This is a genomic window from Chryseobacterium sp. DT-167, assembly GCF_058310155.1.
In genome coordinates this window covers 385,065-411,842 of record NZ_JBZEEQ010000003.1, presented here as the reverse complement: position 1 = coordinate 411,842, position 26,778 = coordinate 385,065, and the positions used below count along the sequence as shown (strand labels likewise).

General features: G+C 33.3%; 27 protein-coding genes. 21 read left to right on the top strand and 6 right to left on the bottom strand.

The window, feature by feature from the left end; genetic code table 11:
* Positions 1-4: 4 nt before the first annotated feature.
* Positions 5-538 (bottom strand): tetratricopeptide repeat protein, encoded by a 534-nt coding sequence (locus AC4FQ5_RS06710; protein WP_491141808.1) that lies wholly within the window; start codon positions 536-538, stop codon positions 5-7.
* 207 nt (positions 539-745) lie between these two features.
* Here AC4FQ5_RS06710 and pepE point away from each other — a divergent pair, with 207 nt between their 5' ends.
* Genes pepE through AC4FQ5_RS06690 form a run of 4 tightly spaced genes read left to right on the top strand, consistent with a single transcriptional unit; the run spans position 746 to position 4,548 of the window.
* A complete protein-coding gene (gene pepE / locus AC4FQ5_RS06705) occupies positions 746-1,438 on the top strand; it encodes a dipeptidase PepE (protein WP_491141806.1) in 693 nt (230 codons plus the stop codon).
* Entirely contained in the window at positions 1,435-1,989 is a 555-nt protein-coding gene (locus tag AC4FQ5_RS06700; RefSeq protein WP_491141805.1) for a hypothetical protein, read from the top strand. Before pepE ends, AC4FQ5_RS06700 begins: the two co-directional genes overlap by 4 nt.
* Before the next feature lie 5 nt (positions 1,990-1,994).
* Positions 1,995-3,368 carry a D-alanyl-D-alanine carboxypeptidase/D-alanyl-D-alanine endopeptidase gene (gene dacB / locus AC4FQ5_RS06695; protein ID WP_491141804.1) on the top strand — a complete coding sequence of 458 codons (1,374 nt, stop codon included), beginning with the start codon at positions 1,995-1,997 and terminating at the stop codon, positions 3,366-3,368.
* A 7-nt stretch (positions 3,369-3,375) separates the two neighbouring features.
* On the top strand, positions 3,376-4,548 hold the full coding sequence (locus tag AC4FQ5_RS06690) for a sensor histidine kinase (RefSeq protein WP_491141802.1): 1,173 nt from the start codon (positions 3,376-3,378) through the stop codon (positions 4,546-4,548).
* Between the two features lie 26 nt (positions 4,549-4,574).
* Here the strand turns inward: AC4FQ5_RS06690 and AC4FQ5_RS06685 are convergent, their stop codons facing one another.
* The gene (locus AC4FQ5_RS06685; protein ID WP_491141801.1) at positions 4,575-4,769 is read right to left on the bottom strand and encodes a hypothetical protein; all 195 of its coding nucleotides are present in this window, start codon (positions 4,767-4,769) and stop codon (positions 4,575-4,577) included.
* A 217-nt stretch (positions 4,770-4,986) separates the two neighbouring features.
* Here AC4FQ5_RS06685 and AC4FQ5_RS06680 point away from each other — a divergent pair, with 217 nt between their 5' ends.
* The 6 genes from AC4FQ5_RS06680 to AC4FQ5_RS06655 all read left to right on the top strand — a co-directional run bounded on the left by AC4FQ5_RS06680 (position 4,987) and on the right by AC4FQ5_RS06655 (position 9,626).
* On the top strand, positions 4,987-5,655 hold the full coding sequence (locus AC4FQ5_RS06680; RefSeq protein ID WP_491141799.1) for an ABC transporter ATP-binding protein: 669 nt from the start codon (positions 4,987-4,989) through the stop codon (positions 5,653-5,655).
* A 12-nt stretch (positions 5,656-5,667) separates the two neighbouring features.
* Positions 5,668-6,243, top strand: coding sequence for a murein L,D-transpeptidase catalytic domain-containing protein (locus tag AC4FQ5_RS06675; protein WP_491141797.1), 576 nt, complete (start codon positions 5,668-5,670; stop codon positions 6,241-6,243).
* Positions 6,244-6,253: 10 nt separating this feature from the next.
* Positions 6,254-7,018 carry a DUF6263 family protein gene (locus AC4FQ5_RS06670; protein ID WP_491141795.1) on the top strand — a complete coding sequence of 255 codons (765 nt, stop codon included), beginning with the start codon at positions 6,254-6,256 and terminating at the stop codon, positions 7,016-7,018.
* A gap of 13 nt (positions 7,019-7,031) precedes the next feature.
* Positions 7,032-7,709, top strand: coding sequence for a RadC family protein (gene radC / locus AC4FQ5_RS06665; protein WP_491141793.1), 678 nt, complete (start codon positions 7,032-7,034; stop codon positions 7,707-7,709).
* Positions 7,706-8,623, top strand: coding sequence for a hypothetical protein (locus AC4FQ5_RS06660; RefSeq protein ID WP_491141792.1), 918 nt, complete (start codon positions 7,706-7,708; stop codon positions 8,621-8,623). The genes radC and AC4FQ5_RS06660 overlap by 4 nt, the downstream gene beginning before the upstream one ends.
* 70 nt (positions 8,624-8,693) lie before the next feature.
* On the top strand, positions 8,694-9,626 hold the full coding sequence (locus AC4FQ5_RS06655; protein ID WP_491141790.1) for a phytanoyl-CoA dioxygenase family protein: 933 nt from the start codon (positions 8,694-8,696) through the stop codon (positions 9,624-9,626).
* Positions 9,627-9,634: 8 nt separating this feature from the next.
* Here the strand turns inward: AC4FQ5_RS06655 and AC4FQ5_RS06650 are convergent, their stop codons facing one another.
* Positions 9,635-10,417, bottom strand: coding sequence for an FkbM family methyltransferase (locus AC4FQ5_RS06650; RefSeq protein ID WP_491141789.1), 783 nt, complete (start codon positions 10,415-10,417; stop codon positions 9,635-9,637).
* Between the two features lie 170 nt (positions 10,418-10,587).
* On the opposite strand from AC4FQ5_RS06650, the gene AC4FQ5_RS06645 reads away from it, so the two are divergent.
* The 3 genes from AC4FQ5_RS06645 to AC4FQ5_RS06635 all read left to right on the top strand — a co-directional run bounded on the left by AC4FQ5_RS06645 (position 10,588) and on the right by AC4FQ5_RS06635 (position 14,844).
* On the top strand, positions 10,588-11,100 hold the full coding sequence (locus AC4FQ5_RS06645; protein WP_491141787.1) for a DUF7935 family protein: 513 nt from the start codon (positions 10,588-10,590) through the stop codon (positions 11,098-11,100).
* A 23-nt stretch (positions 11,101-11,123) separates the two neighbouring features.
* Positions 11,124-11,735 carry an inorganic pyrophosphatase gene (locus tag AC4FQ5_RS06640; RefSeq protein ID WP_129533703.1) on the top strand — a complete coding sequence of 204 codons (612 nt, stop codon included), beginning with the start codon at positions 11,124-11,126 and terminating at the stop codon, positions 11,733-11,735.
* A gap of 373 nt (positions 11,736-12,108) precedes the next feature.
* Entirely contained in the window at positions 12,109-14,844 is a 2,736-nt protein-coding gene (locus tag AC4FQ5_RS06635; protein WP_491141784.1) for a sodium-translocating pyrophosphatase, read from the top strand.
* A gap of 92 nt (positions 14,845-14,936) precedes the next feature.
* Here the strand turns inward: AC4FQ5_RS06635 and AC4FQ5_RS06630 are convergent, their stop codons facing one another.
* Positions 14,937-16,076, bottom strand: a complete 1,140-nt coding sequence (locus tag AC4FQ5_RS06630) for an aminotransferase class I/II-fold pyridoxal phosphate-dependent enzyme (RefSeq protein ID WP_491141782.1) — start codon at positions 16,074-16,076, stop codon at positions 14,937-14,939.
* A gap of 80 nt (positions 16,077-16,156) precedes the next feature.
* Here AC4FQ5_RS06630 and AC4FQ5_RS06625 point away from each other — a divergent pair, with 80 nt between their 5' ends.
* The 6 genes from AC4FQ5_RS06625 (at position 16,157) to AC4FQ5_RS06600 (ending at position 20,381) form a co-directional block, all read left to right on the top strand.
* Positions 16,157-17,212, top strand: coding sequence for a M28 family metallopeptidase (locus AC4FQ5_RS06625; protein WP_491141781.1), 1,056 nt, complete (start codon positions 16,157-16,159; stop codon positions 17,210-17,212).
* 68 nt (positions 17,213-17,280) lie between these two features.
* The gene (locus AC4FQ5_RS06620; protein WP_491141779.1) at positions 17,281-17,718 is read left to right on the top strand and encodes a GNAT family N-acetyltransferase; all 438 of its coding nucleotides are present in this window, start codon (positions 17,281-17,283) and stop codon (positions 17,716-17,718) included.
* Complete coding sequence (locus AC4FQ5_RS06615; RefSeq protein WP_491141778.1) at positions 17,719-18,087, top strand: VOC family protein; 369 nt, start codon at positions 17,719-17,721, stop codon at positions 18,085-18,087.
* A gap of 6 nt (positions 18,088-18,093) precedes the next feature.
* A complete protein-coding gene (locus tag AC4FQ5_RS06610) occupies positions 18,094-18,594 on the top strand; it encodes an endonuclease V (protein ID WP_491141777.1) in 501 nt (166 codons plus the stop codon).
* Between the two features lie 147 nt (positions 18,595-18,741).
* Entirely contained in the window at positions 18,742-19,230 is a 489-nt protein-coding gene (locus AC4FQ5_RS06605; RefSeq protein ID WP_491141775.1) for a hypothetical protein, read from the top strand.
* Between the two features lie 515 nt (positions 19,231-19,745).
* Positions 19,746-20,381: an NAD(P)-dependent oxidoreductase gene (locus tag AC4FQ5_RS06600; RefSeq protein WP_491141773.1), complete on the top strand. Its 636-nt coding sequence runs from the start codon at positions 19,746-19,748 to the stop codon at positions 20,379-20,381.
* Positions 20,382-20,521: 140 nt separating this feature from the next.
* On the opposite strand, the gene uvrA is transcribed toward AC4FQ5_RS06600, so the two are convergent.
* Complete coding sequence (uvrA, locus tag AC4FQ5_RS06595; protein WP_491141771.1) at positions 20,522-23,314, bottom strand: excinuclease ABC subunit UvrA; 2,793 nt, start codon at positions 23,312-23,314, stop codon at positions 20,522-20,524.
* Positions 23,315-23,693: 379 nt separating this feature from the next.
* On the opposite strand from uvrA, the gene AC4FQ5_RS06590 reads away from it, so the two are divergent.
* Positions 23,694-25,505 carry a TonB-dependent receptor plug domain-containing protein gene (locus tag AC4FQ5_RS06590; protein ID WP_491141769.1) on the top strand — a complete coding sequence of 604 codons (1,812 nt, stop codon included), beginning with the start codon at positions 23,694-23,696 and terminating at the stop codon, positions 25,503-25,505.
* Positions 25,506-25,557: 52 nt separating this feature from the next.
* Positions 25,558-26,277 carry a DUF2490 domain-containing protein gene (locus AC4FQ5_RS06585; protein ID WP_491141767.1) on the top strand — a complete coding sequence of 240 codons (720 nt, stop codon included), beginning with the start codon at positions 25,558-25,560 and terminating at the stop codon, positions 26,275-26,277.
* Here the strand turns inward: AC4FQ5_RS06585 and AC4FQ5_RS06580 are convergent.
* Positions 26,274-26,720, bottom strand: coding sequence for a phosphohydrolase (locus AC4FQ5_RS06580; RefSeq protein ID WP_491141766.1), 447 nt, complete (start codon positions 26,718-26,720; stop codon positions 26,274-26,276). The genes AC4FQ5_RS06585 and AC4FQ5_RS06580 overlap by 4 nt on opposite strands.
* Positions 26,721-26,778 lie beyond the last annotated feature (58 nt).

The following is a 26,778-nucleotide window of genomic DNA, read 5'->3' as shown; positions in this document are numbered from 1 at the left end:
TTTATCATGAATTTAAAGTCTGATTGAGTTTTATAGCATCCTGATTTGTAGGATCATACTCTATAGATTTAGCGATATGTTCTTTTGCTTTTGCAGGATTAGTTTTTTGTTCTGCAAATGCAATGTAAAAGTAGGCATACGCAAGATTTTTCTTATTTTGCTCAATCTCTGCAGGTTTTACAGTTGAAATATACTTCTCATAAGCAAGTTTAGCATTCGTATCATCTTTAGCCGATTGATACGCGTATGCCTGACTGTAATAAGAAGGAGACCAATCTGGTAACAAAACTGATATTTTTTTCCATGTATCCACTGCATTGGTCCAGTCTGAAGCATCCTGATATGCTGTCGCCAGTTTTGCTAAAGCTTCTGTGTCTTTTGGGTTGGCTTCGATCTGTTTTTTTAAACCTTCAATAGCCGGATTGGTTTGGCTGACCGTTACAGCACTTTTCGTATTATCTGGTTGAGTAGTCTGCGCATTGACCAAACTTGTACCTGTTGCCAATAATAGACCTAGAAACAGGTTTTTACTATTCATTATAATCATTTTCATAATCTTACATTTTTTAAAATTAATATTTTTAAGTCCAATAATAATTCCACAATAACTGAAATTTTAGAAGGTTTAAGTTTTTTTGGAAATTATTAACAACTATCGTTATTTTTTAGCTTAATTTTTGAATCATTACATTTTGAAGTTATCTTTGTAATTTAACTATTTGTCACAGTCAATAAATATTTTTTCATGAACATTATATTAGCATCAACTTCCACACTTTTTGGCGGAGCCTACTTAGAGTATTTAAAACAGGAGTTAATAGAATTATACAAAGAAACTGATGAGATCATTTTTATTCCCTTCGCAAGACCTGGCGGAATTTCTCATGATGATTATACTCAAAAAGCCAAATCATTTTTTGAAACCATCAACATAAAAGTAAAAGGTTTGCATGAGTTTGAGGATAAAATCGATGCGTTGAACAATGCAAAAGGTTATTTTACAGGAGGTGGAAATACTTTTTTATTGGTTAAAACGTTGCATGAAGAAAATCTGATGAAGGTTTTAAAGAAAAATATTGAAAATGAAAAGCCCTATTTGGGATGCAGCGCAGGAAGTAATATTGGCGGACAAAACATGAAAACTACGAACGATATGCCGATTGTTTATCCTCCGAGTTTTGAGTGTATGGGATTGGTTCCTTTTAATATTAATCCGCATTATCTCGATCCGAATCCGGATTTGAAGCATAACGGAGAAACCCGTGAGACAAGAATTAAAGAGTTTCTGACTCAAAATGATATTAAAGTTGTTGGTTTAAGAGAAGGAAACTGGATCAGAAGAATTGGAGATGCAATTACTGTTGAAGGAAGCGAATTGACAAGGATTTTTGAGAAGGGAAAAGATCCTTATGAAATAGAATCAGGAGCATCTTTATGATAAAAAAAATATTGATAACAACTTTTGCAATTTTATCACTTGCCTTAAATTGTCAAGAGAAAAACATTTCTGATGAAGAAATCTATGAAGTAATTAATTTTGTTTTAAAAAATGGAAAAACAAAATTTCACAAAAAATTGTCAATAATTACTGAAGACCCTAATATCAAAACTGATAATTATTTTGGCAAAGAAGTTATTAAACAGTATTTTAATGAAAAAGATTCAGATTATATCTTAAGCCAATTTGCAACTTCTAAAGATTTTTTACTGAGTTATAAATATATTACTGATTTAAAAATTATTCATTTAGATAAACTGTTAGCTTACAAAAAATTAGGAAAGGGCTTTTGGTCTGTCTTTGAAGAAAAACATGGTGGTGAAGGCTTTATGTTTGTAGGAAAACCTTTATTCTCGTTAGATAAAAAAAGACTTGTTATAAATTACGGTTACTATTGTGGGGGACTTTGTGGAAAAGGATCGAGAGTAATACTAAAGAAAATTAATGATAATTGGGTTTTTGAAAAAGAGATTTCGGGATTTATAAGCTAATAAAAATGAAAAAAATATTTGTAATACTTACATTTTCAACCCAAATAATTTTTGCTCAAAACATCAGCCAAAAATTAGATGATGCTACTAAAAATCTGATGAATTCCCCGATAGCAATTTCATCAAATTTATCATTTTATGTTGCCGATGAAAACGGAAATTTAATCTATGAATTTCAGGGAAATAAAGGTCTGTCAACAGCATCGACACAGAAAATTTTTACTGCTGCGGCGGCTTTGGAAACTTTAGGAAAAAATTTCACTTATAAAACAATTTCAGCGTACTCAGGAACCATCTCAAATGGAAATTTAAACGGAAATCTATTCATAACCTCAAATGGTGATCCAACTTTGGGAAGCTGGAGATATGAAGGCTACAAGCCTGAAAATTTTAAACAAAAATTATTAGAAGCCATCAAAAAATCAGGAATCACAAAAATTTCAGGTGATCTCATCATTGATGACACTTATTTTGACCATCAGACAATTCCCGGAGGTTGGCCGTTTGATGATTTTGGAAATTATTATGGAGCGGGAGTTTGGGGAGTCAATTGGCGAGAAAATCAGTTTGATATTAATATTAACGGAACAGATTTTAAAAGTTTTTCTTATCCTTTAGTAGGAATTAAATGGTTAAATGATTTAAAAGCAGCCGGAAATTCAGATCAAAGCCTGATTTTCACTTCACCGTATTCTGATGTTGCTTTGATCAATGGAAGTTTACCTGCCGGAAAGGTAACGACTGTTTCAGGTTCGGTTCCCAATCCGCCTTTGCAGTTGGGTGTTGAAGTTGAAAAATGGCTCAAAGATTCCGGAATTGACTTCTCAGGAAAAGTAATGACCAATTCTAAGCTTGAAATTGAAGGAAAGAAACCTCTGGAATATCCAAAAAGCAATATTATCTTTACTTATGAATCACCGACTTTAGACAAAATCGTTTATTGGTTTTTGAGAAAAAGTGTGAATATGTACGGAGAAAATTTAATCAAAACTTTAGGAAAAGAAAAAAAAGGAAATTCAAGTTTTAAAAGCGGAGTAGCTTATCTTAAAGAATTTTGGAAGTCCAAAGGAATTAATCTAGGTATGATCAATTTTGCTGACGGAAGCGGACTTTCACCACAAAATTATGTTTCGGCAAAAGCAGAAGTTCAGGCTTTACTTTATGCGAAAAAACAAACTTGGTTTGATACATATTACGAAGGATTTCCAACTCAGGATAACGGTATGAAAATGAAAAGCGGAACGATGAGAGATACAAAATCCTACGCAGGCTATCATACTTCGAAAGATGGTAAAAAATATATCTATGCAATCATCATCAACAATTATGAAGGAAGCGGAAGCACAGAATTGCAAAAGATTTTAAATGTTTTAAAATAAAATTCAATTGAAAAAAAGATCCATATTCTCCAGATTCAACAACTGGTTTATTTTTTCTCTGATGACTTTGGTTGTCGTTGCCATTGTGATTGCTTCAACTTTGGTTGTCAATTATTTAAAAAAAGAAGAAGTAAAAAGGGTTGATATTTTGGTTAAAGCAATAAAATTTCAGCAGGATATTACTCCAAGTTTGGAAGTTCAGGAATTACTTCTTGCTATTTACAGTTCAAACACAACTATTCCTGTGATTATTTTAGATAAAAACGATCAGATTATAGAGTATAAGCATTTACCAAAGGGAATTGGCGATGATTCAAAAGATATTATTGATTTAGCAAAAAAAATGGATAAAAAATATCCTGCCATAGAAATAAAAGTGCAGGGTGGAAATGATCAGTTTGTCTATTATGACAATTCGGAAATGCTTAATAATCTGCAATATTTTCCATTTCTTTTAGGCTTCTTTGTGTTGTGCTATTTTCTGTTTTCATTTTGGTTTTTACGTACAGTCAAAAAAACCGACGAAGGCTATCTTTGGGCGGGTCTGGCGAAAGAAACAGCACACCAAATCGGAACTCCGTTATCTTCCATGATGGGGTGGATGGAAATTATGAAGCTTGAAAACCCAGATTCTGACGGAGTACATGAAATTGAAAAAGATATTGAAAGACTACGCACAATATCAGAAAGATTTTCTAAAATCGGCTCAGTTCCTGAGTTAAATGATATGAATTTTAATGAAACCATTCGGGAAAATTATGATTATCTAAAAACGAGAATTTCAAAGAAAATTGACTTTACACTTTTGCTTCCCACATACAACATTTTGGTTCCTCACAACAAAATTCTAATGAGCTGGGTAATAGAAAATCTGGTAAAAAATGCTGTTGATGCGATGAAAGGACAAGGATTTTTGCAAATGTCAGTTTTTGAACGCAATAAAAATATTCTGATCGAAGTAAAAGACAACGGAAGCGGAATGACAAAATATCAGGCTCAAAACGCTTTCAAACCAGGATATTCTACGAAAAAACGAGGTTGGGGATTAGGTTTATCACTGGCGAAAAGAGTCGTGCAGGAATATCACAATGGGGATATCAGAATATCACAAACAGAAGTTGGAAAAGGAACTACTTTCAGAATTATTATTAAAAAAAATTACCTTACCGAGATAAGGTAATTAAATATAGGATGTTTTTTTGCTGACTAACCCTCTACTTGTGTTCCTAATATTGAATAGGTTTTAACTGAACCATCACTATACCATCTTTGAAACCATCTTCCATATCTACATGGATTACCAGCTAATCCTTCAAAAGTTGTTGTTTTAATAAGTTTAGGCTCACCAGCTGTTGAGCCACCTTTAGAATTTGCCAGTTGATTTTTTGAAAGTTTTTTCATTTTGTATATGTTTAAAATTGCAATTCAAATATATATATAATTTTTAATATTAATAGTATTTTTTTATTCATATATTGAATATATGTTTTTAAATTTAACATAATATTATTTTTAAACATTTAATATTCATTAAAATAATATTATGTTAAATTTCATTTAGTAATATAAAAGTGTAAAGAAGATTTTTACTTTAAAATCAAATCACTATTTTTGAAGCATGATTAGAGCAAGTAATATCCATAAATCTTATGGAAATCTGGAAGTTTTAAAAGGGGTTGATCTTCACATCAAAGCCGGTGAAGTCGTTTCAATTGTCGGTGAATCCGGTGCTGGAAAATCTACACTTTTGCAAATTTTGGGAACGCTGGACAGTCCTACAAATCCTAAAAATTATCAGACAGAGATTACTTTAAACGGAGAATCATTCATTAATATGAGCGATAAACAAATCTCAAAATTCAGAAATCAGAATATTGGTTTTGTTTTTCAGTTTCATCAGCTTCTTCCGGAATTTACGGCATTAGAAAATGTTTTAATTCCTACAAAAATTGCCGGAGCCAATGAAAAAGAAGCAACAGAAAAGGCTTATGATTTGTTTGAAGATCTGAAAATTGCACATAGATTACATCATAAACCCAATCAATTATCCGGTGGTGAAGCACAGAGGGTGGCTGTTGCAAGAGCATTGATCAATTCTCCGAAAATCATTTATGCCGACGAACCGACAGGGAATTTAGATTCAAAAAACGCGGATGATCTTCACAGGCTTTTTTTTGATTTAAGAGATAAATACAATCAGACTTTCGTTATCGTTACACATAACCCGAATTTAGCAGAGATCACAGATCGGAAACTCGTTATGAAAGACGGACTTATCATAGAATAAACACACAATTTGATGATGAAACAATTTATTCTTCTGTTTCTTTTTATTATTTCATGTTCAAAAACACAATCTCAGCAGAGTCAATCGGTTTTGCCGGAATCTAAAATTCTGGAAATCAAAGATTTTGTAAAAGGAAAAAATTATAATCAGAACATTGCAGTTTTTATCAATTTTAAGACACATTCAGGAAAATTCAGATACTTCGTATATGATCTGAAAAATAATAAAATCTTACAACGGGCAATTGTTGCTCATGGAGAAGGTTCGGTAATTACTGATTCTGATAATTTGAAATTTAGTAATATTGATGGTTCTCATCAGTCATCATTGGGGAAGTATGAAATTCGAGAAAGTTATAACGGAAAGTTTGGGAAAGCTTACCGTTTACTGGGGTTAGATTCTACAAACAGCAATGCAATGGCAAGAGCAATCGTACTGCATTCATATTATTGTATTGAGAATAATGAGTCGGCAAATCCTGCATGTTTAAGCTTTGGCTGTCCGATGCTTTCGAAAAACGCGCTCAATGAAACTTCAAAATTTATTGATCAATCTAAACAACCTATCATTTTATACGCATTTTATTAAACTAATTTCTATGAAAAACATTTTTATCCTTGCTTTGGCTTTAGTCACAATAATATCTTGTGAAAAAAAGGACGTTCAAAAAGAAAATTTATCACTTAACCTCCAAAAAGGTTTTGAACAGACTTTAATCTACTCTACATCTACCGATGGAAATAATAATGGAGGAATGAATGATGCTATCGAAGTAAAATATAAGGTAGATTCTGTAGATAAAGAGTCGAATTATTACATTACAGGTGAGATTACGAGAATGACGTATAACCAGAAAATGTTTGGGGAAGAAGTTCATTTCGATTCTAGAGAAGATGCAGGTTCAGATGATGAAATGTTAGCAGAGATGAGACCGATGATTAATAATCCTTTTAAATTTAAAATTGATAAATACGGTAAGATCCTTGAAAAGCAAAAGTTTTCGAAAGAAACCGCAGGAGATTCTGATGCTGATCAATACAACATTATTCCTTTGGTTTTTCCTAAAGAGGCAATAGAAACCGGGTTTACCTGGAAAGAAGATACATCAAACCCGCTTACGAAATCTATTATGCCTGTTTCAAGCACTTACACGTACAAAGGTTCAAAAGATAACAAAATAGAAATTAAACTTAATTCTAAAATGCAAGGAGGAGCTATTATGAAGGATACGGAGATCGAAGGGAAATATATCTTTGACGCTAAAACGAAAAGCTTAATTTCTGCTGAAAGAAATATGCCTGTTCAGATAGGTGGCGGAACTGCTAAGTTTACAATTACTCCCAAAACGGAAGGTTTTAATTAGTTATTTAAATAAAATGTCTATTAAATTTCTTGCTGAAGACGACAGACCCAGAGAAAAATTTTTGTTAAAGGGCAGAAATTCACTTTCAGATTCTGAACTTCTGGCAATCATTATGGGAAGCGGAAGCCGGGACGAAACTGCTGTGGAACTGGCAAGAAAAATTTTGGCTTCGGTTAATAATAACTGGCATCAGTTGAGTTTACTGACCATAAAAGATCTCACTAAATTCAAAGGCATTGGGGAAGTAAAGGCAATTTCTATAGCAACTGCTTTGGAAATCGGAAAGAGAAGAGCATCTCAGGAAATTCCCGAAAAACCACAGATTTCGAGTAGTAAAGATGCATATCAGATTTTAAAACTTCATTTGGCAGATTTGAGAACAGAAGAATTTTGGGCGATTTATTTGAATCAAAGCAATAAAGTCATTCATATTGCACAGCTAACTCAAGGCGGAATCAATCAGTCAATTGTCGATATCCGTATTGTGTTCAAAACGGCTTTGGATCATTTTGCGACCGGAATTATCATTTCGCACAATCATCCTTCAGGAAATTTGAAGCCAAGTGCTGAAGATATTCAGATTACAAAAAAGATAAAGGAAGCGGGAAATCTTATGAGTATTCAGCTTTTAGATCATCTAATTATTACCCAAAATTCTTATTTAAGTTTCGCAGACGAAGGATTATTATGATTAAAAGACTGAAATATCACGAAATCGATTTTGAGAAATACACAAGATGTTTAGAAAATTCTGCACAGCGCAAATACTCTGCATCAAAAGATTTTCTTGATATTACATCAGATAAACAGTGGGAATTGTTGATCTATAATAATTATGAAGCGGTAATGCCAATTCCTTTTGTGATTAAATTTGGTTTGAAAATTGTGCACAATCCCATGCTTTGCCAGCAATTGGGGATATTTTCATTAAAGGATTCAATAGAAATCAACGAAAAATTTCTTTCTTATCTGGAGAAAAATTATCTGATCAGAATTTATCCTTTTAATGATGTCAATCAGTTTAATTCAGATTTTAAAAAGAAAAAAAACTACATTCTTTATTCTGATTCTTACGAAACGATCTATTCAAAATATTCTCCTAAAAGAAAACGAAAACTGCGTTCTGAGCCTGAAATTCTGAATGATTCTGAAGTAAAAATAATCAGTTTCGATGATGCAAAAGAATTTATTCAATCTCATTTATTAGGTGCAGAAAAACAAAGCGATACAATTCGTTTTACAAATATTTTCCAAAAATTTTCACATTCAAAATTAGTCTTTTTTTATGCATATTATTATAAAAATAGAATTACCAATGTGATTGCAGTTTATTCGGACGAAAAAACCAATGCTTTGTTGGGAACATTCAATGATAAAAATTATGTGAAAATTTCCGGAGCATCGATTCTAATCGATCACGTAATTAAAGAAAATATAGGAAAAAAGATTTTTGATTTCGAAGGAAGCGAATTGCCCAATATTGAAGAATTTTTCAGAGGCTTTCGTCCCGAATTGAAACCTTTCCCGGTAATTGAGTCATCAAAGAAGGACTTATTATTTAAATTATTAAGCCCGAAATATTTGCTTAAATTTTTATTGAAATAAAGATGGTAGTCTAGATCAATTCTAAATATTATTCTTAAATTTATACAGTAATTATCAACGCAAACAGGCAATGCTCAATAAAATCCGTACCTATAAATTTCCTTATATCGTTTACAATTTTTTCAACAAGAAAAAACTGAAACACAATATTCCGCTTTATAAAAAATTTGGAATCGATAAAAGCTATTTTTCAAGTATTTCGAGCAAAGATTTTTCAAATTTACCTTCGGATGAAAGAAAAGTTGATTATCCAAAACTTGTAGAAACCGATTTTTACAAAGGTTTAACTCCTGAAAACCAAAATTCCGTTCTCGAATTTGACGATAAAGGCTTTTTAGTTTTAAGAAATTTCCTGACTGAGCAAATTGCTGATCAGATCAACAACGAAATAGACAAATTGATGTCTGATGGAACTGTGAAATTCCGTTATGGAGGAAAATTGATGTTTGTAATTCATCATTCGGAAATCGTTAAAAACATCGGAAATGATAAAAAGTTATTGGAGTTTCTATCTGTTTTGATGGACGGTCAGGCAAAACTTTTTCAAAGCATCAATTTTATTAACGGAAGTCAGCAGAAAACCCATTCAGACAGCATTCACATGACAACTTATCCGCTTGGTGGGCTTTTAGGAGTCTGGATTGCTTTGGAAGATGTTGATGAAACTAACGGAGCTTTACATTACATTCCCGGAAGCCATAAGTTGCCTTATTTTTTAAATTCTGATTACGACAATGAAGGTTCTGCTTTCAAAATAGGGAAGAAGAGTTACAAAGCATATGAAGAATTTCTTGAAGATAAGGTAAAAGAATTAGGTCTTAAAAAAGAGATTTTCAGAGCCAAAAAAGGTGACTTACTGATTTGGCACGCCAATATTTTACACGGTGGTGAACCTCATGTAGATAAATCAAAAACCAGAAAAAGCTTGGTGTATCATTATTTCGACGAAAACAGTGTTTGTTATCATGAAGTTACGCAAAGACCTGCGTTGTTTGAATTGTAAATTAAAGATTAATCTTTTGTCAACGTCAAAACAGAATCTACGTTTCGCTTAATATTAAATCCGAAAGGTGCTAAATCTTCATTCAAATCTTGCGAAGTATAGGGTTGATGAATTTCTATGATGATATTGTCAACGCTTGAAAGCCATGAATTTTGTTTGCTTAATAAATCAATTTCTCCACCTTCAATATCAATTTTCATAAGGTCAATATTTGGAATTTTAAAATTCTGTTTTAAAGTTTCAATTGAGATTGCTTTTGTGGAAATCCCTGTCTCTGAAATTTTCTGATTATAGGAAAGTTCATCATTGCTGAAATTGACAGATCCATCTTCAAAATATGCAGCAGCATTCATACAAACAATATTTTTAAATGAATTTGCATTTGCTTTAAGCAGTTCAAAATTTTCTTCAGAAGCTTCTACTGCATATATTTTTGCATGAGGATATTTCAGAGATAAATAAATGGATGTAATCCCAATGTGCGCTCCTAAATCAACGATTATTTTAGGTTCTTTTTTTAATAAAGAAAGATGTTTTGCGTAAGTTTTTTTCCAAAATACTTCGTAGAAAACACCAATATCACCTTTAAAAGTCCGAAGATAAAGGTTAAATTTTTTGCCTGTAGTTTTAAGATGATAAACAAATGTTTCATTGTCTTTCAGGTCTAAACTGTTTTTCTCAAATCTCGAACTGTACCTTTTTGAATTCACAATCAATGAAACCCATGACTTTACACTGTGGCTGATTTTAGTACTAAAAACTAATTTCGAAAGGTAATTTTTGAAAGACATGAATGATTTTTGGGGTTTCTGATGTGTAAAATTAGTTTAAATTTCAAAGAAAATAAACTCATTTTGATGATTTCTTACTTGCGCTAAATACTTGTGGGCAATGCTTTTATTAAAACTTGTTAAAATAACGATTAAATAACAAATATTTAGTAATTTTGCTTCCTCAAATTATGACAGATTTTTCAGACTATTTACCGTATGCTTTTGCGCTGATTGTAGCGATTCCTTTTTTGGTTTTGCTGAGACAGTTTGTATATACTTACATCAATTTAAAAAATCAGGAAATCAAGCTACTTTCAGTAAAATCAAATTCTGAAAATAAAACTCATTCTTACGAAAGAATGACGCTGTTTTTAGAAAGAATAAAGCCCTCCAATCTTATTCAGAAATTTGATAAAGATCTTGCTGCTCACGAATTTTTATTTCTGACAGAAAGAACGATCAATGAAGAGTTTGAATATAATTCTTCGCAACAGTTATACTTAACGAAAAACTCATGGCAGAATATCGTGGATTCTAAGAATGCCATCATCGATTTGCTTCACAAAACTTACGAAAGCCTTAATAACAGTCCGAATCTTGATGAATTTAAAACTGTTTTCATCATGAATTACATGAATGGTGACGATTATATCGGGGCAACCATCGAAGATTTACGAAGAGAGATTTTAATAATTGCTTAAACTAAAAAAATAAATATAAATAAATGATTCCAAATTTTAAAGCACATCCGTGGCATGGGATTTCTGCAGGAGAAGATGCGCCAAACGTTGTCAACGTGTTTGTGGAAATTGTTCCTTCAGATACCATTAAATACGAAATTGATAAAGCTACAGGATATTTAAAGGTTGACAGACCTCAGAAATTCTCAAATATTATTCCTGCATTATATGGTTTTGTTCCTAGAACGTACTGTAATGAAGAAGTAATGAAATTAGCTGTAGAAAGTGGTGCAGACGACGTTACAATGGGAGATCATGACCCTTTGGATATCTGTGTTTTAAGTTCTCACAACATTCATTCTGGTGGATTATTGATGGAAGCTATTCCAATCGGTGGTTTCAAAATGATCGACGGTGGTGAAGCTGATGATAAAATTGTTGCCGTAATGGTAAGTGACCATGCTTTCGGACATTTTAGAGATATTGCTGAGCTTCCTGAAGCTGAAGTTAAACGTTTGATGCACTACTTTTTAACATACAAAAACCTTCCGGACGAACCTGCAAAATGCAGAATCCAGGAAGTTTACGGAGCCGAACATGCCAGAAAAGTAATTATCGCTTCTCAAAACGATTATGCAAGCAAATTCGGAGGATAAAATTCTCTTAATTATAAATTTAAAAGAGTAAATGATTTTTCATTTGCTCTTTTTTTTACCAATGTTCTATGCTTACAAAGTTCAACCCTTCCAGCGTTTAAAACGCTGGAAGGGTTTATGAAAATATTTACATAACACAACAAAGTTCTGCTCAGGTTTTGAGCTGCTGCAATTCTACGTTTCAAAATAAGTAATTACAAAACTTATAGGTAATTTAATTTGATAAAATCTGACTGAAGATATTTTAAATTCACTATTCTTATTTTCATATTTCTGTTAATCTCTAAAATTTAAAGACTTTTTTAATATTTAAAAATTATGAATAGAAATATTTGGTATATTTAATAATCTATTACCAAAAAAATATTAAACTATGGACTTATTTTATTTAGTACCCATTTTTGGTGTTATCGCATTACTCTACACATTTCTACAAAGCAATTGGGTAACCAAACAAAATGCAGGAAATGAACGAATGAAAGTAATCAGCGGACACATTGCTGACGGAGCTATGGCTTTTCTGAAGGCAGAATACAAAATCCTAACCTATTTCGTTGTCATTGTCGCCATTCTATTGGCTGTGATGGGAACGACAAATTCAAATTCTCACTGGAGCATTAGTATTGCTTTCGTGATTGGCGCTGTGTTTTCTGCCTTGGCAGGATTTATCGGGATGAAAATTGCCACCAAAGCGAATGTCCGAACTGCTGAAGCTGCAAAAACTTCTTTAGCGAAAGCCTTAAAAGTTTCTTTTGCAGGAGGTTCTGTGATGGGAATGGGTGTTGCCGGACTGGCTGTTTTAGGATTGGGAGCTTTGTATTTAATTATTAAACAAATCTTCGCTCCAAACTCACCAGTCGATTCCCACGAAATGGAACGAACCATCGAAATTCTTACCGGATTTTCTCTTGGTGCAGAATCAATCGCTCTTTTTGCAAGAGTTGGAGGTGGAATTTACACTAAAGCAGCCGATGTGGGAGCCGATTTAGTAGGAAAAGTGGAAGCAGGAATTCCTGAAGATGATCCTAGAAATCCGGCAACAATTGCCGATAATGTTGGTGATAATGTAGGAGATGTTGCAGGGATGGGTGCCGATTTATTCGGTTCTTATGTTGCAACGGTTTTGGCAACGATGGTTTTGGGAAGAGAAACAATGTCAGATGATTCATTTGGTGGTTTTGCACCGATTCTTTTACCAATGCTGATTGCCGGAACAGGAATTATCTTTTCAATGATCGGAACTTTATTTGTGAAAATCAATGATAACGAAGATTCTTCCACATCAAGTGTTCAGAATGCTTTGAACCTTGGTAACTGGGGAAGTATTGTCATCACAGCAATATCATCCTATTTTCTGGTTAATTATTTATTACCGGAAACCATGGTATTACGCGGATTGGAATTTACCAAAATGGGCGTTTTCGGAGCAATCATGGTGGGTTTAGTTGTAGGAACTTTAATGAGTATCATTACGGAATATTATACAGCAATGGGTAAAAGACCTGTTCAAAGTATTGTAAAACAATCTTCTACGGGTCACGCAACCAATATTATTGGCGGACTTTCCGTTGGAATGGAATCTACATTTTTACCGATTATTGTTTTGGCAGGTGGAATTTACGGTTCTTATCTCTGTGCAGGATTGTACGGTGTTGCCATCGCAGCAGCCGGAATGATGGCAACAACAGCAATGCAGTTGGCAATTGATGCATTCGGACCGATTGCTGATAACGCAGGAGGAATTGCAGAAATGAGCGAATTACCAAAAGAAGTTCGTGAAAAAACAGATATTTTGGATGCTGTAGGAAATACGACTGCAGCAACGGGAAAAGGTTTTGCAATCGCTTCAGCAGCCTTAACGGCTTTAGCATTATTTGCAGCATTTGTTGGAATTGCAGGGATCGATGGAATTGACATTTATCGAGCTGATGTTTTGGCAGGATTATTTGTTGGTGGAATGATTCCGTTTATCTTTTCTTCACTAGCAATTACAGCAGTGGGACAAGCTGCGATGGCAATGGTTGAAGAAGTACGAAGACAATTTAGAGAAATACCTGGAATTCTAGAAGGAAAAGCAGAACCGGAGTACGAAAAATGTGTTGCCATTTCCACAGATGCATCCATTAAAAAAATGATGCTTCCGGGTGCAATTGCAATTATTTCTCCACTTTTGGTAGGATTTATTTTCGGACCTGAAGTTTTAGGTGGATTTTTGGCAGGAGCAACAGTCTGCGGTGTTTTAATGGGGATGTTCCAGAATAATGCAGGCGGAGCTTGGGATAATGCTAAAAAATCGTTTGAAAAAGGAGCAAAAATCAACGGAGAAACGTATTATAAAGGCTCAGAGCCACATAAAGCTTCGGTAACAGGAGATACAGTCGGAGATCCATTTAAAGACACTTCAGGACCGTCAATGAATATTTTAATTAAACTAATGTCAATTGTTTCATTGGTCATTGCACCAACTTTAGCCGTGATGCATAAGGATAAAATTGATGCCAACAGACAGGCGAAAATTGCAAGTCTTACAGGAATGGCAGGAGTTCACTCAGCTAATCAAAATGTTACCGGAACGAGTGTTGCCGTTATTCCAGTTGAAGTTGCTGGTCAGCTGAATGAAAATGGAGATTTCGTATACAATACCGGAAATATTCAGGAAGTCAAATTGAAAGGCGGCAAAACAATTTCTTTAGGAGATCAAAGTCAGCTTTATGTGATGTATGATCAAATTAAAAATAATAAACAAACTGTTTTAGATCCGAATGCATGGTTTACCATTGAGAATCTTTATTTTGAAACAGGGTCAAGTGATTTGAAAGCAGGTTCAGAAACGCAGCTGATGAATTTAGCTGAAATTTTGAATGCATACCCTAATCTTAAAATAAAATTAGGTGGCTACACAGATAATTCGGGAAGTGAAGAAAGTAATATGAAGCTTTCCAATCTCAGAGCACAAACTGCAAAACTTAAATTACTGGAATTGGGAATCGCAGCCGACAGAGTAGAAGCAGAAGGATATGGATCACAATATCCTATTTGTCCGGCAAATGATACTGATGAATGTATGGCGAAAAACAGAAGAATTGATGTAAGAGTTCTTTCTTTATAATAAATGTAAAACTTAACTTTAAATAAAAACACCGCAAAGATTTTGCGGTGTTTTTATTTATCTTTGAAAATCTGCGTAATTTGTGTGAATGCTTACAAATTCTTCTTCAAATGCTCCAAAGCCTGAATAATCACTTCATCTTTTTTAGCAAAACTAAATCTGATGTAATCTGAATTATGTTTTGAATGATAAAAGGCAGAAAGTGGCAAACATGAAACTTTTTTCTCAACAGTCAGCCATTTAGAAAATTCAATGTCAGTCATTGTCTTGGAAACATTTCTGAAATTCACCAACTGAAAGAAACCACCTTCCGCTTTTTGCTCGATTTGCAGTGGAGTATCTTTAATTAATTCATTGAAGATATTTCTCTTATTCTGCATAATTTTTTGATTGTCTGAAGGATCAAAAACTTCCAAATATTTAGCAATTGCATATTGGCAAGGCGCATTTGAACTATAAGAAATGTATTGTTGATGACATCTGAAATTTTCTAGTAATTCTTCTGAAGCCAGAAGATAACTCACTTTCCAGCCTGTAGCATGGAACATTTTACCAAAAGAAAATATAGAAAACGTTCTTTTCTTAAGCTCTGGATGAAGAAACGGACTGTAATGCTCAATTTCATCATAACAGTAAATGTCATAAATCTCTTCAGAAATCAGATAAATTTCCTGATCTTTAATCAATTGATACAAATGTTCCCAATCTGCAGCCGTCCACATTTTCCCTGTCGGATTTTGCGGAGAATTGACGATAATTGCTTTTGTTTTATCCGAAATACAGTTTTGAAGTTTCTCCCAATTTATGGCAAAATCATTATCAAGATCATAATAAACAGGAACACCGCCATTTAGAACAATTGACGGAGCATAAGTATAATAAGATGGCTGAATTACAACCACTTCATCCCCAAATTCTAAAATAGATTTCAACGAAGTATAAAGCGCAAAAGTAGAACACGGAACAATATTAACTTCTTCTTTTTTTAATTTTAAACTGTTGACTCTTTGAGAATTGAACTTTACAATATGATCAATCAACAGAGGATTTCCGGAAAGAGATTCGTAGCTGTGACTGATGATATCGGCAGATTCTTTGAGATAAAATCTTAATCTCGGGTCAATTTCAAAATCTGGCAAACCTAATGAAAGATCAAAACTGCTATGTCTTGAAGCCAGTTCAGACATTTCAGTAAAAAATTTAAAATCATTAAACCCGTAATTTTTTCTCATCGTGTTTATAAAATTTATAAAGAAATAGTTTAGGTAATAAAGTTAAATTATTTTTGTTATTTTTAAACAAATAATTATCAATGAAAAAATTCCTGATTCCTATATTCTCAGCTGTTGTCGTTGCAAGTTGCGGAAGTTCAAAAGTTATGAAGAATGACCAAAGTACTTCGACAACATCAAATTCAAGCACATCTAAAAATGACAAAGCTTTTCAATCTGCCTATCAAACAATTAAGCTTGAAGATTTAAAGAAAAATCTTTACATCATTGCAGCAGATGATATGGAAGGTCGCGACACGGGAAGTCCGGGTCAGAAGAGAGCAGGAGAATATATGGTTAATTATTATAAAAACTTAGGAATTTCTCACCCGAAAGCTTTAGGTTCGTATTTTCAAAAAGTTCCTGCTGATTATATGAAGCAAAGAGGTGGCGGAAATTTACCTGATTCAGAAAACATTTTAGCGTTTATAGAAGGAACAGAAAAGCCTGAAGAAATCATTGTAATCTCTGCTCATTACGATCATGTCGGAACACAAAACGGTGTAGTTTATAACGGTGCCGATGATGATGGAAGCGGTACAGTTGCAGTATTGGAAATCGCTAAAGCATTTCAAAATGCAAAAAAAGCAGGAAACGGACCCAAGAGATCAATTTTATTTCTTCATGTAACCGGTGAAGAGCACGGATTATTCGGTTCCGAATATTATTCTGATAATCCCGTTTTCCCATTAGCGAATACAGTCGTAGATTTAAATATTGACATGATTGGTCGTGATGATCCTGAAAACAGAGGCAAAAATTATGTTTATGTGATCGGATCGGAAATGCTGAGCTCTGAATTGAAAGTGATCAACGAAGCTGCCAATAAAAAAACGGTAAACTTAGCATTAAACTATAAATATGATGATCCGAAAGATCCGGAAAGACTGTATTACAGATCAGATCATTATAATTTTGCTAAAAACAATATTCCGGTAGCATTTTTCTTTGACGGAATTCACGAAGACTACCATAAGCCAACTGACGATGTCGAAAAAATTGACTATGCTATTCTGCAGAAAAGAACACAATTAGTTTTTGCAACAGCGTGGGAAATCGCCAACAGAGAAGCAAGAATCATTGTAGACAAGAAATAAAATCAATTAAAAAATTTGAACAAACCTATGAGAATAATTCTTGTAGTTTTTTTAAACTGAAATTTAAAATGATCATAAGAGAAGCTGAAGTTAAAGATATTCCACAAATACAGATTGTAAGAAATTCTGTAATAGAAAATACATTATCTGATCCGAATCTCGTTACAGATCAAGATTATGAAGAATTCCTTACTGAAAGAGGTAAAGGTTGGGTTTTTGAAATTGAAGATGAAATTGTGGGTTTTTCGATTGTAGACTTAAAGGAAAATAATATTTGGGCATTATTTCTTCATCCCGATTTTGAAAACCAGGGAATTGGCAGAAAATTACATGATATAATGCTCGATTGGTATTTCTCAGAAACAAATGAAACTGTTTGGCTCGGGACTTCACCTAATACAAGAGCAGAAACATTTTACAGGAAATCCAGCTGGAAGGAAATAGGAATGCACGGTAAAGAAATTAAATTTGAAATGACTTTTAATCACTGGAAAAACAAAAAATAAATGAAACAAAACATAAAATCAATCCGACCATTTATCGGAGCAAAAGACTTTGAGAAAAGCAGAGCTTTTTACAGAGATCTTGGGTTTGAAGAATTCGTTATCGAAAACAATTTTTCGGTCTTTAAAAAACAGGAAATTGCATTTTATCTACAGGATTATTACGCAAAAGAATGGATCGAAAATACGATGATTTTCATAGAAGTTGAAAATACAGATGAATACTACAACGAACTTTTATCATTCAATCTTCCAGAAAAATATGAGAACGTAAAACTGAGCCCTATCAGAACGATGGATTGGGGAAAAGAGTGTTTCCTTCATGATCCGTCAGGAATTCTTTGGCATTTTGGAGAGTTTTTCAATAAATAATAGATCATGATTTACGCATTTGATACTTATTATTACGAAGATTTTGCAAAAACAGTTTGTATCGCTTTTGAAGACTGGACTTCAGAAAAAGAAAAAAAATTTTTCACAGAAAAAACTGAGATCACTTCAGATTATGAAAGCGGAGCATTTTACAAAAGGGAATTGCCCTGTATTTTGAGTTTACTTTCTAAAATTGAATTAAAAGACAATGACATTATCATCGTTGATGGTTTTGTAACCTTAAATAATGACGGTAAAATCGGTTTGGGAGGTTATCTTTTTGAAGCCTTAAACCAAAAATTTCCGATTGTTGGTATTGCTAAAAATGAATTTTCATCACCAGATGAAAAGAGAAGAACCTTGTTTCGTGGAGAAAGTAAAACACCTTTATTCTTAACTGCAATGGGAATTGATATTGATGAAATCAAAGGAAAAGTTGAAAAAATGCATGGTTCATACAGAATTCCGACACTTTTGAAAAGGCTTGATCAGCTTACGAGAGAATAAAAATAAAATAGGATAATCTTAATAATCTCCAGGATAAGAGTTAACTCACAATAAAATTGAGCAACTTATTTTATATGGTTAATTTATTTTAAAAAATTTTGGTTTATTCTACTTAAATTTTACTTTTGTTAAATAAATAATACACAAATGAAAAAAATAATTGTAACAGGCTTTCTGTTTATTTCGGTTTTTACCTTTTCGCAGAAATATTATACTAAAATAAAAAGTTCTAAGGTAAATAAAGAGAGATTGGAAATCGGTCATCATTTCATCAGCGAATATCTTTCAAAATGTGAATCTAAAGATTACTCAAATTTCAAAAATTTTATTCTAAGCAAAAATCTGGATAACAAGCTATTTGAAAACCGTGGAAAATCCTGTGAAAATATTCTTAACAGGAATGGTAACATAACAGTAAAAGCTTTAAATTCTGCCTACATACACAACTATTCTAAAAATATTGACCCAGTTGAAATGTTTGTTTTTGATATTGATACCGAAAAAAAAAGCGACTTAAAGTACATAACAGTTTGGGTATACCACGATCAAAATGTAATAGGTGGAATCTGGATTTCAAAAGAAATACCTTTACATAAGAATGAGAAAAAACAAATAATAAAAGAATCCGCTCTTTAGAAGCGGATCCAGTAGATAAATACATCTCATTTTTTAATTAGACAACAACAAAAAGCACAGCCGACGATGCTGTGCTTAAATTTTTATTTCAAATTTAATTGCAATTTCAAAGCTGAAAAAAGCAAATAATGAATTCATTTCAGTTTTATTACATAGTAAATGTAAGAATATTTTTAATACGCCGTATCAATTTAATGTTAAAATTAACAACTTATCCACATTTTTTTGTGGATAAGTTTAGGATCACTTTTCTTAGAGCATGTCAAAATATGATTCCCTAGTATTTTTGTTGAGTTTACTTTATGATTATCATATTTAGTTTTAAATAAAAGACTATATTTGGCTCATTAATATCTCTTTATAAATATTACAATTTTATTCAAGTACATTTTTATATGGCTTGAAATCTTAAGGTTCAAATTTTCTGAACCCAAATAATCAATTATATTAAAATTAAAAGGTAAAAGTAAGTGCTATTTTATGGCTTTGCTATTGCCAAAAATAAAGAGATCATTATGAAAACAAATAGAATTGCCGTAATTGGCGGAACGGGAAAATCAGGAAAATATCTTGTTCAGCAACTTCTGGAAAAAGGTTATCCAATCAAATTATTACTTCGAAATCCCGAAAATTTTACTTTAGAAAATCCTTTGATCGAAATCGTAAAAGGTGATGCACGAAATTTTGAGGCAGTAGATCATCTTATCAAAGATTGCAGTGCTGTGATTAGTAAAATCGGACAGCCGGTTGGAGAACAATCAATCTTTACTGATGCCACAAAAAATGTGATACAGTCGATGAATTTACATGGGATTACAAGATATATTGCCATCACAGGTCTGAATGTTGATACTCCTCGTGATCATAAAAACGATAAGGTAAAAACTGCAACCAACTGGATGTATGAAAATTATCCAAAAATAACAAAAGACAAACAGGATGAATATGAAATTCTTGTGAACTCTAATGTAGATTGGACTTTGGTAAGACTTCCCTTGATCATCCCGACTTCCAAGTCTTTTCCTACAGAAACGAATTTAGAAGATTGTAAAGGTGAGAAAATCAGTGCTACAGATTTGTCAGAATTTTTAGTTTTTCAGATTGAGGATAAAACTTTTATTAAACAAAGTCCGTTTTTGTATAATGTTTAATTTTTAAACCAAATTTCACTAATTTTTTTCACAAATAACACAATATTAAAATCATAAATAATTAATTTTAGTAATAGTCAAATTTGTGATATTAGTGTTTAAATCAAAAAATAGAGCGTCAATTTGACGCTCTATTTGTATTACTGCTCTAGCTTTTCTTTGATATACTTTGCCGTATACGACTTTTTATTTTTAGCCAAATCTTCTGGTGTTCCTGCAAAAACTACTTCTCCTCCATATTTTCCGGCTTCCGGACCGATGTCGATGATGTGGTCGGCAGATTTCATAATATCAGGCTGATGTTCTATTACGATTACAGAATGCCCAAGCTCTATTAATGCCTGTAGAGATTTTAATAATTTCTGAATATCATGGAAATGTAATCCCGTAGAAGGTTCATCAAAAATAAATAAGGTCTTGTCTGTAGTGACACCTTTTACAAGAAAAGAAGCAAGTTTTACACGCTGCGCTTCGCCTCCGGAAAGCGTGGAAGAGCTCTGTCCCAATTGCAGATATCCCAAGCCAACTTCCTGAAGCGGGGTCAGTTTTGTGACGATTTTATCCTCTTTATTATCTTTAAAAAATGTCAAAGCTTCATCAACTGTCATATGAAGAATATCTGAAATATTTTTTTCGTCAAATCGTACTTCAAGAATTTCATTCTTAAAACGTGTTCCTTTACAAACTTCGCATTCCAGCTCAATATCTGCCATGAATTGCATCGAAACATTGATTACACCTTCACCTTTACATTCGTCACATCTTCCGCCATCAACGTTGAAAGAGAAGTGCTTTGGCTTGTAACCCATCATTTTTGAAATCTTTTGCTTTGAAAAAAGATCTCTGATGTCATCGTATGCTTTCAGATAGGTTACAGGATTTGATCTTGAAGATTTACCAATCGGGTTTTGATCAATTAACTCGATATGTTTTACCAGTTTTTTAGGAAATTCCACAGAATCGTAATCGCCTTTCTTACCGCCCATTCCCAGCTGAATCTGAATATCGTTAGTAAGGATTTCTTTCATTAAGGTAGATTTACCACTTCCCGAAACTCCGGAAATTACAACCAAACTTTCTAGAGGAACGTCTACATCAATATTTTTCAGATTATTTGTTCTTGCGCCTTTGATATGAATAAACTCTTTGGCTTTTCTGCGTTTTTCAGGAACTTTGATTTCTAATCTCCCCGTGAGATATTTTGAAGTCAGCGTATCGGCATCTTTCAGTTCTTTATAATCACCTGCGAAGACCAGTTCACCACCCAAATAACCCGCTTCCGGACCAATATCGATGATGTAATCTGCTGCTCTCATCACGTCTTCGTCATGCTCAACTACGATTACTGTATTTCCTAAATCTCTAAGGTTTTTTAGAACTCCGATAAGATTTTCGGTATCTCTTGAGTGTAAACCAATCGAAGGCTCATCCAAGATATAAATAGATCCCACCAGAGAACTTCCCAAACTTGTCGCCAGATTGATTCTCTGACTTTCACCCCCGGAAAGTGTATTTGATGTTCTGTTTAAAGTTAAATATCCTAAACCGACTTTCAGTAAAAATTGCAGTCGGGTAGTGATTTCGTACAACAGTCTTTTGGCAACTTCTTTATCATGATCAGACAGTTTCAAGCTGCTGATCAATGGTGACAATTCATCCAGAGGAAGCTCGATCATCGATTGAATATTGTGACCATCAATTTTCACCCAGGTCGTTTCTTCACGTAAACGAAGACCTTCACAAGTCGGACAGAGTGTTTTCCCACGATAACGGGAAAGCATGACACGGTATTGAATTTTATATAAATTTTCCTCAAGCATTTTAAAGAAATTATTCAAGGATGGAAATGTGCTTTTTCCGTCACCTTTCCACAAATAATTTTTCTGCTCTTTGGTTAATTGATGATAAGGCTTATGAATCGGGAAATCTTTCGCTTTTTTAATGAAATCTTTTTTCCATTCGCTCATTGTTTCACCTTTCCAGGATGCAACTGCATCTTCAAAAACAGATAATGCTTTATTTGGAATTACTAAATCTTCGTCAATTCCAATCACTTTTCCGTAGCCTTCACAAGTAGGGCAAGCCCCGTAAGGATTATTAAAACTGAAAAAATGAACATTCGGCTCAAGAAATTCTATCCCGTCAAGCTCAAATTTATTGGAAAAATCTTTCTTTTCTCCGGTTTCAATATTTTTTAGTGAACAATATCCTCGACCTTCATAAAAAGCCATCTGAATAGAATCTGCCAAACGTTGAAGGAAGCTTTCATCATCTTCATACGAAAAACGGTCGATCACCAAATTGATGATCATTTCTTTTTCCGGAACAAAACCAAAACTTTCCAAATCTTCAATTCCGGCAACATTTCCGTTAACTTCAAGCCTTGTGAAACCCGCAAGTTTTAGAATATTTAAATTTTCAGTAAAATTTTCAATATCATATTCCAAAGGTGCAGTTAAAAGAAATGAAGTATCGCTTTTCGCTGATTTAATGTAATCAATCACATCAGAAACCGAATCTTTTTTAACTTCCTCGCCAGAAACCGGAGAAAATGTCTTCCCGATTCTTGCAAATAAAAGCTTCATGTAATCGTAAATCTCCGTAGAAGTTCCTACCGTCGAACGTGGGTTTGATGAAATTACTTTCTGCTGAATCGCAATTGAAGGTGCTAAACCTTTGATATCATCAACTTTAGGCTTTTCAAGCTTGCCTAAAAACTGACGTGCATACGAACTCAAACTTTCCACATAACGTCTTTGCCCTTCTGCATAAATGGTGTCAAAAGCCAAAGAAGATTTTCCGCTTCCGGAAACTCCTGTAATGACGATCAGTTTATTTTTAGGAATTAATACATCGATGTGTTTCAGGTTGTTAAGATGTGCATTCTTAACGAAAACCTGTTTTTTTATATCTATTTCTGTAATTGGAGCCATAGTAAAATTAAGACCAACAAAAATACGAAATTCTCACGGTATTTATGTAAATAAATCGATGGCAAAGGAAGGATATTTCAAGATTGAAAGTTTAAGAAAAGTTTTTTAAAAATAATACTTTATCTGTGCAAATTTTGTGAATTGACTTGCTTGATATTGTTTTTTCAGATTTTTTATTGTAAAATTGTTCTTATTAAATCAGTGTTCAAATGAGAAAACTTTTCCACCATTTAATTACTCATTTAATGAGAAAAAGATAGAACTCCCCTTATTAAAGATGCAATCCACGCATCTTTTTTTATGATATGTATCATTTTGGCTATTTAAGAAACTCTCCTAATTTTGGAAGCTTCAAATAATATCAAAAAAGTAAAGAAACATGATTAAAAAACTGGGAGCTGTATTTTTTATTGGTTCTGTACTCACGGTACATGCTCAGGAAAAAACTGCTGATATAGATTCAATAGAAGTTCAGGGGAAATTTATTTCCACACCTTATAAAAATGCCAATCAAAATATTTCTGTTATCACAAAAGCAGATATTTTAAATTCACCTGCAACCAGTATCGACGAAATTTTGCAGCAAATTCCTGGAATGGACATCAGAAGGAGAGGAGCAAACGGAGTTCAGAGCGATATCGGTTTTCGCGGAAGTTCTTTTGAGCAGGTTCTTTTGCTTTTGAATGGCATCAGAATGAATGATTCTCAAACCGGTCACAACTCACTGAATGTTCCTGTTGATCTGGAAGATGTAGAAAGAATTGAAATTATCAAAGGTCCTGCAGCAAGACGATTCGGGCAAAATGCTTATGCAGGAGCAATCAACATTATCACAAAAGCCAATCCCGGAAAACGTGTAAAAATAAGCGGTGAAATCGGAGATTACGAAAGTTACGGGATAGGTTTGAATGCCAATTTCGGAAATGAAAAATTCTCGAATTTATTACAGGCCAATTCAAATTCTTCGCAAGGGTATCGACATAATACTGATTTTGAAATAAGAAATGTTTTCTATCAGAACCAGTTAAAAATAAAAGACGGAAGCATCAGATTGCAAGCCGGGATTTCAGAGAAAAAATTCGGAGCCAACGGCTTTTATTCTTCACCTGCTGCAACCGAGCAGTATGAAGAACTTCAGGCATCTATTGTAAGTTTGGCTCATCAGCAAAGTTTCGGAAAATTAAAATTAAATTCAAATGTATACTGGCGAAGAGGTCAGGATATGTATCTATTTAACAGAGAAAAGCCTGAAATTTACAGAAATATGCATATCGGAAATAATGTCGGAGGTGAAGTCAACTCAAGTTATACTTCAAATTTAGGGACGACCGGATTGGGTGTTGAATTAAGAAAAGAATTTTTGGCAAGTAATAATTTGGGACACAGAGAACGATTTGTTTCTCAGGTTTTCTTTGAGCATCATTTATCTCTTTTAGATAAAAAATTAAACATAACTCCCGGAGTTTCTTGGGCAAATTATTCGAACGAAGGAAATTTCTTTTATCCGGGATTGGATGTTGGATATACTTTCTACGAGAACAGTAAAATCTACGGAAATATCTCAAAAGTTCATCGTGTACCAACATTCACAGACTTATATTATACCAGCAAAACTGAAAAAGGAAACGAAAATCTTCTTCCGGAAAGTGCTGTATACGTGGAACTTGGATATCAATATCAGACAAAAAATATCCTGGCAAAAGCAAGTGGTTTCTACCGAAGTTCAAGTGACGCAATTGACTGGGTAAAAAACTCACTCCAAGATCCTGTTTGGTACGCAAAAAACATCGGCGACACTGAAGTAAAAGGTGTTGAAGTAGAATTGGGGCATCAGGTTTTTGACTGGATGAAATATACACTTGGGTACACTTATCTGGATAATAAATTTAAAGAATTTAATGACGGATATTCAAGATATGTGCTTGATAATCTAAAACATCAGTTCGTTGCTAAATTAAATACTAAATTTTTAAAATATTTTACCAACGAGTTGGTTTACAGATACAATGATCGTGTGAATCTAGGAAGCTACAATCTTTTGGACGAAAAATTAAGCTTTACAAAAAATGATTTGTCTGTTTATATTTTGATTAATAATGTTACTGATTCTGATTATACTGAAACTTTTGGCGTACCGATGCCACAAAGATGGTTTCACTTAGGATTCACTTACAATATTAATATTAAGTAAACTTAACATTAACTAATCGTTAAATCATTTATTTTTGCAAAAATTTTTTTGGATGAAACTTATTACAAGTCTTGGTTTTGTTTTGATGATGAGTCTTTTTAATGCTCAAGAACATGTTTCCGCTTTTAATGCCCTGACTGTGACTTATAAGTTTCATCCAAAATTTTTCCTTTATGCGGAAGGTCAGATGAGAGGTATTGAAGAATATACTTATCCCGATTATTACGAAACAAAAGGTGGTTTAGGATACAATCTGACTAAAAATCACAAACCGTTCATTGGTTTAGGACGATACGCAACCTATAAAGATCATGCAATCAACAAAGAAGAATTCCGTGTCTGGCTGCAGGATGTAATTGATTTTAAAAGTGGAGTGGTAAAGTTTGAAAACAGATTTCGTGCTGAGAAGTCATGGTTTTATGAGCCACAGACTGATAAAAGATCGGAGAGGATGCGTTACCGATACCGTTTGAATATTTCTGTACCATTAAATGCTAAAAAAATTGCGCCCGGAACTCTATTTGCAAATGTGTATGATGAAATATTCATCGTATCGCCTATAAAACCTGCATTCGCAAGAAACAGGGTATATGGTGGCTTTGGTTATCAGATTGATGAAAACTTTGGTGTCTTAGGAGGATATCTATGGCAACGAGAGTTTGAAGCAAAGGGCAATAAAAATGTACATTTTGTTTATTTAGCTCTAAACATCAATATTGATGATACAAAAAGTGATGATACAAAAACTTATCATTTCCCGGGAGCAGACTAATATTTTTCAGACAAATAGCGGTAGGCTTTCAGATATTTGTTGAATCTTGTAATATCTTTCGCTGTAAGCTCACGGTTTACTCTTCTCAAATCCATATTATCTCGCAAATCATTCAGCTTTACGGCAACGGCTAAAGGCGATCTTTCTGTTCTTTTTACAAAATCATCGTAAATTTCATCCGGATCATATTTTGTAAGACAGCTGATTGCGTAAAGAATATATTCCGGAAATCCTTCGTTTCTTAAATAGTCAATGCTGAAATCCTGAGGATTGTCTTCCACAACATCGTGGAGAACTCCTACGATTTTTTCGTCCATGGTCTTGCCATATTCCATTACACGCATTACGTGAGCGATGTACGGAGCATGGTATTTGTCTTTTTGACCTTTGTGCGCTTTATCAGCTATTTTTATGGCTTTATATAAAAGTTCTTCTTTTGTCATTGCTAAATAATAGACTACAAAAATATAAAACGCTTCAAAAAAACAAATCTTTTTTAAA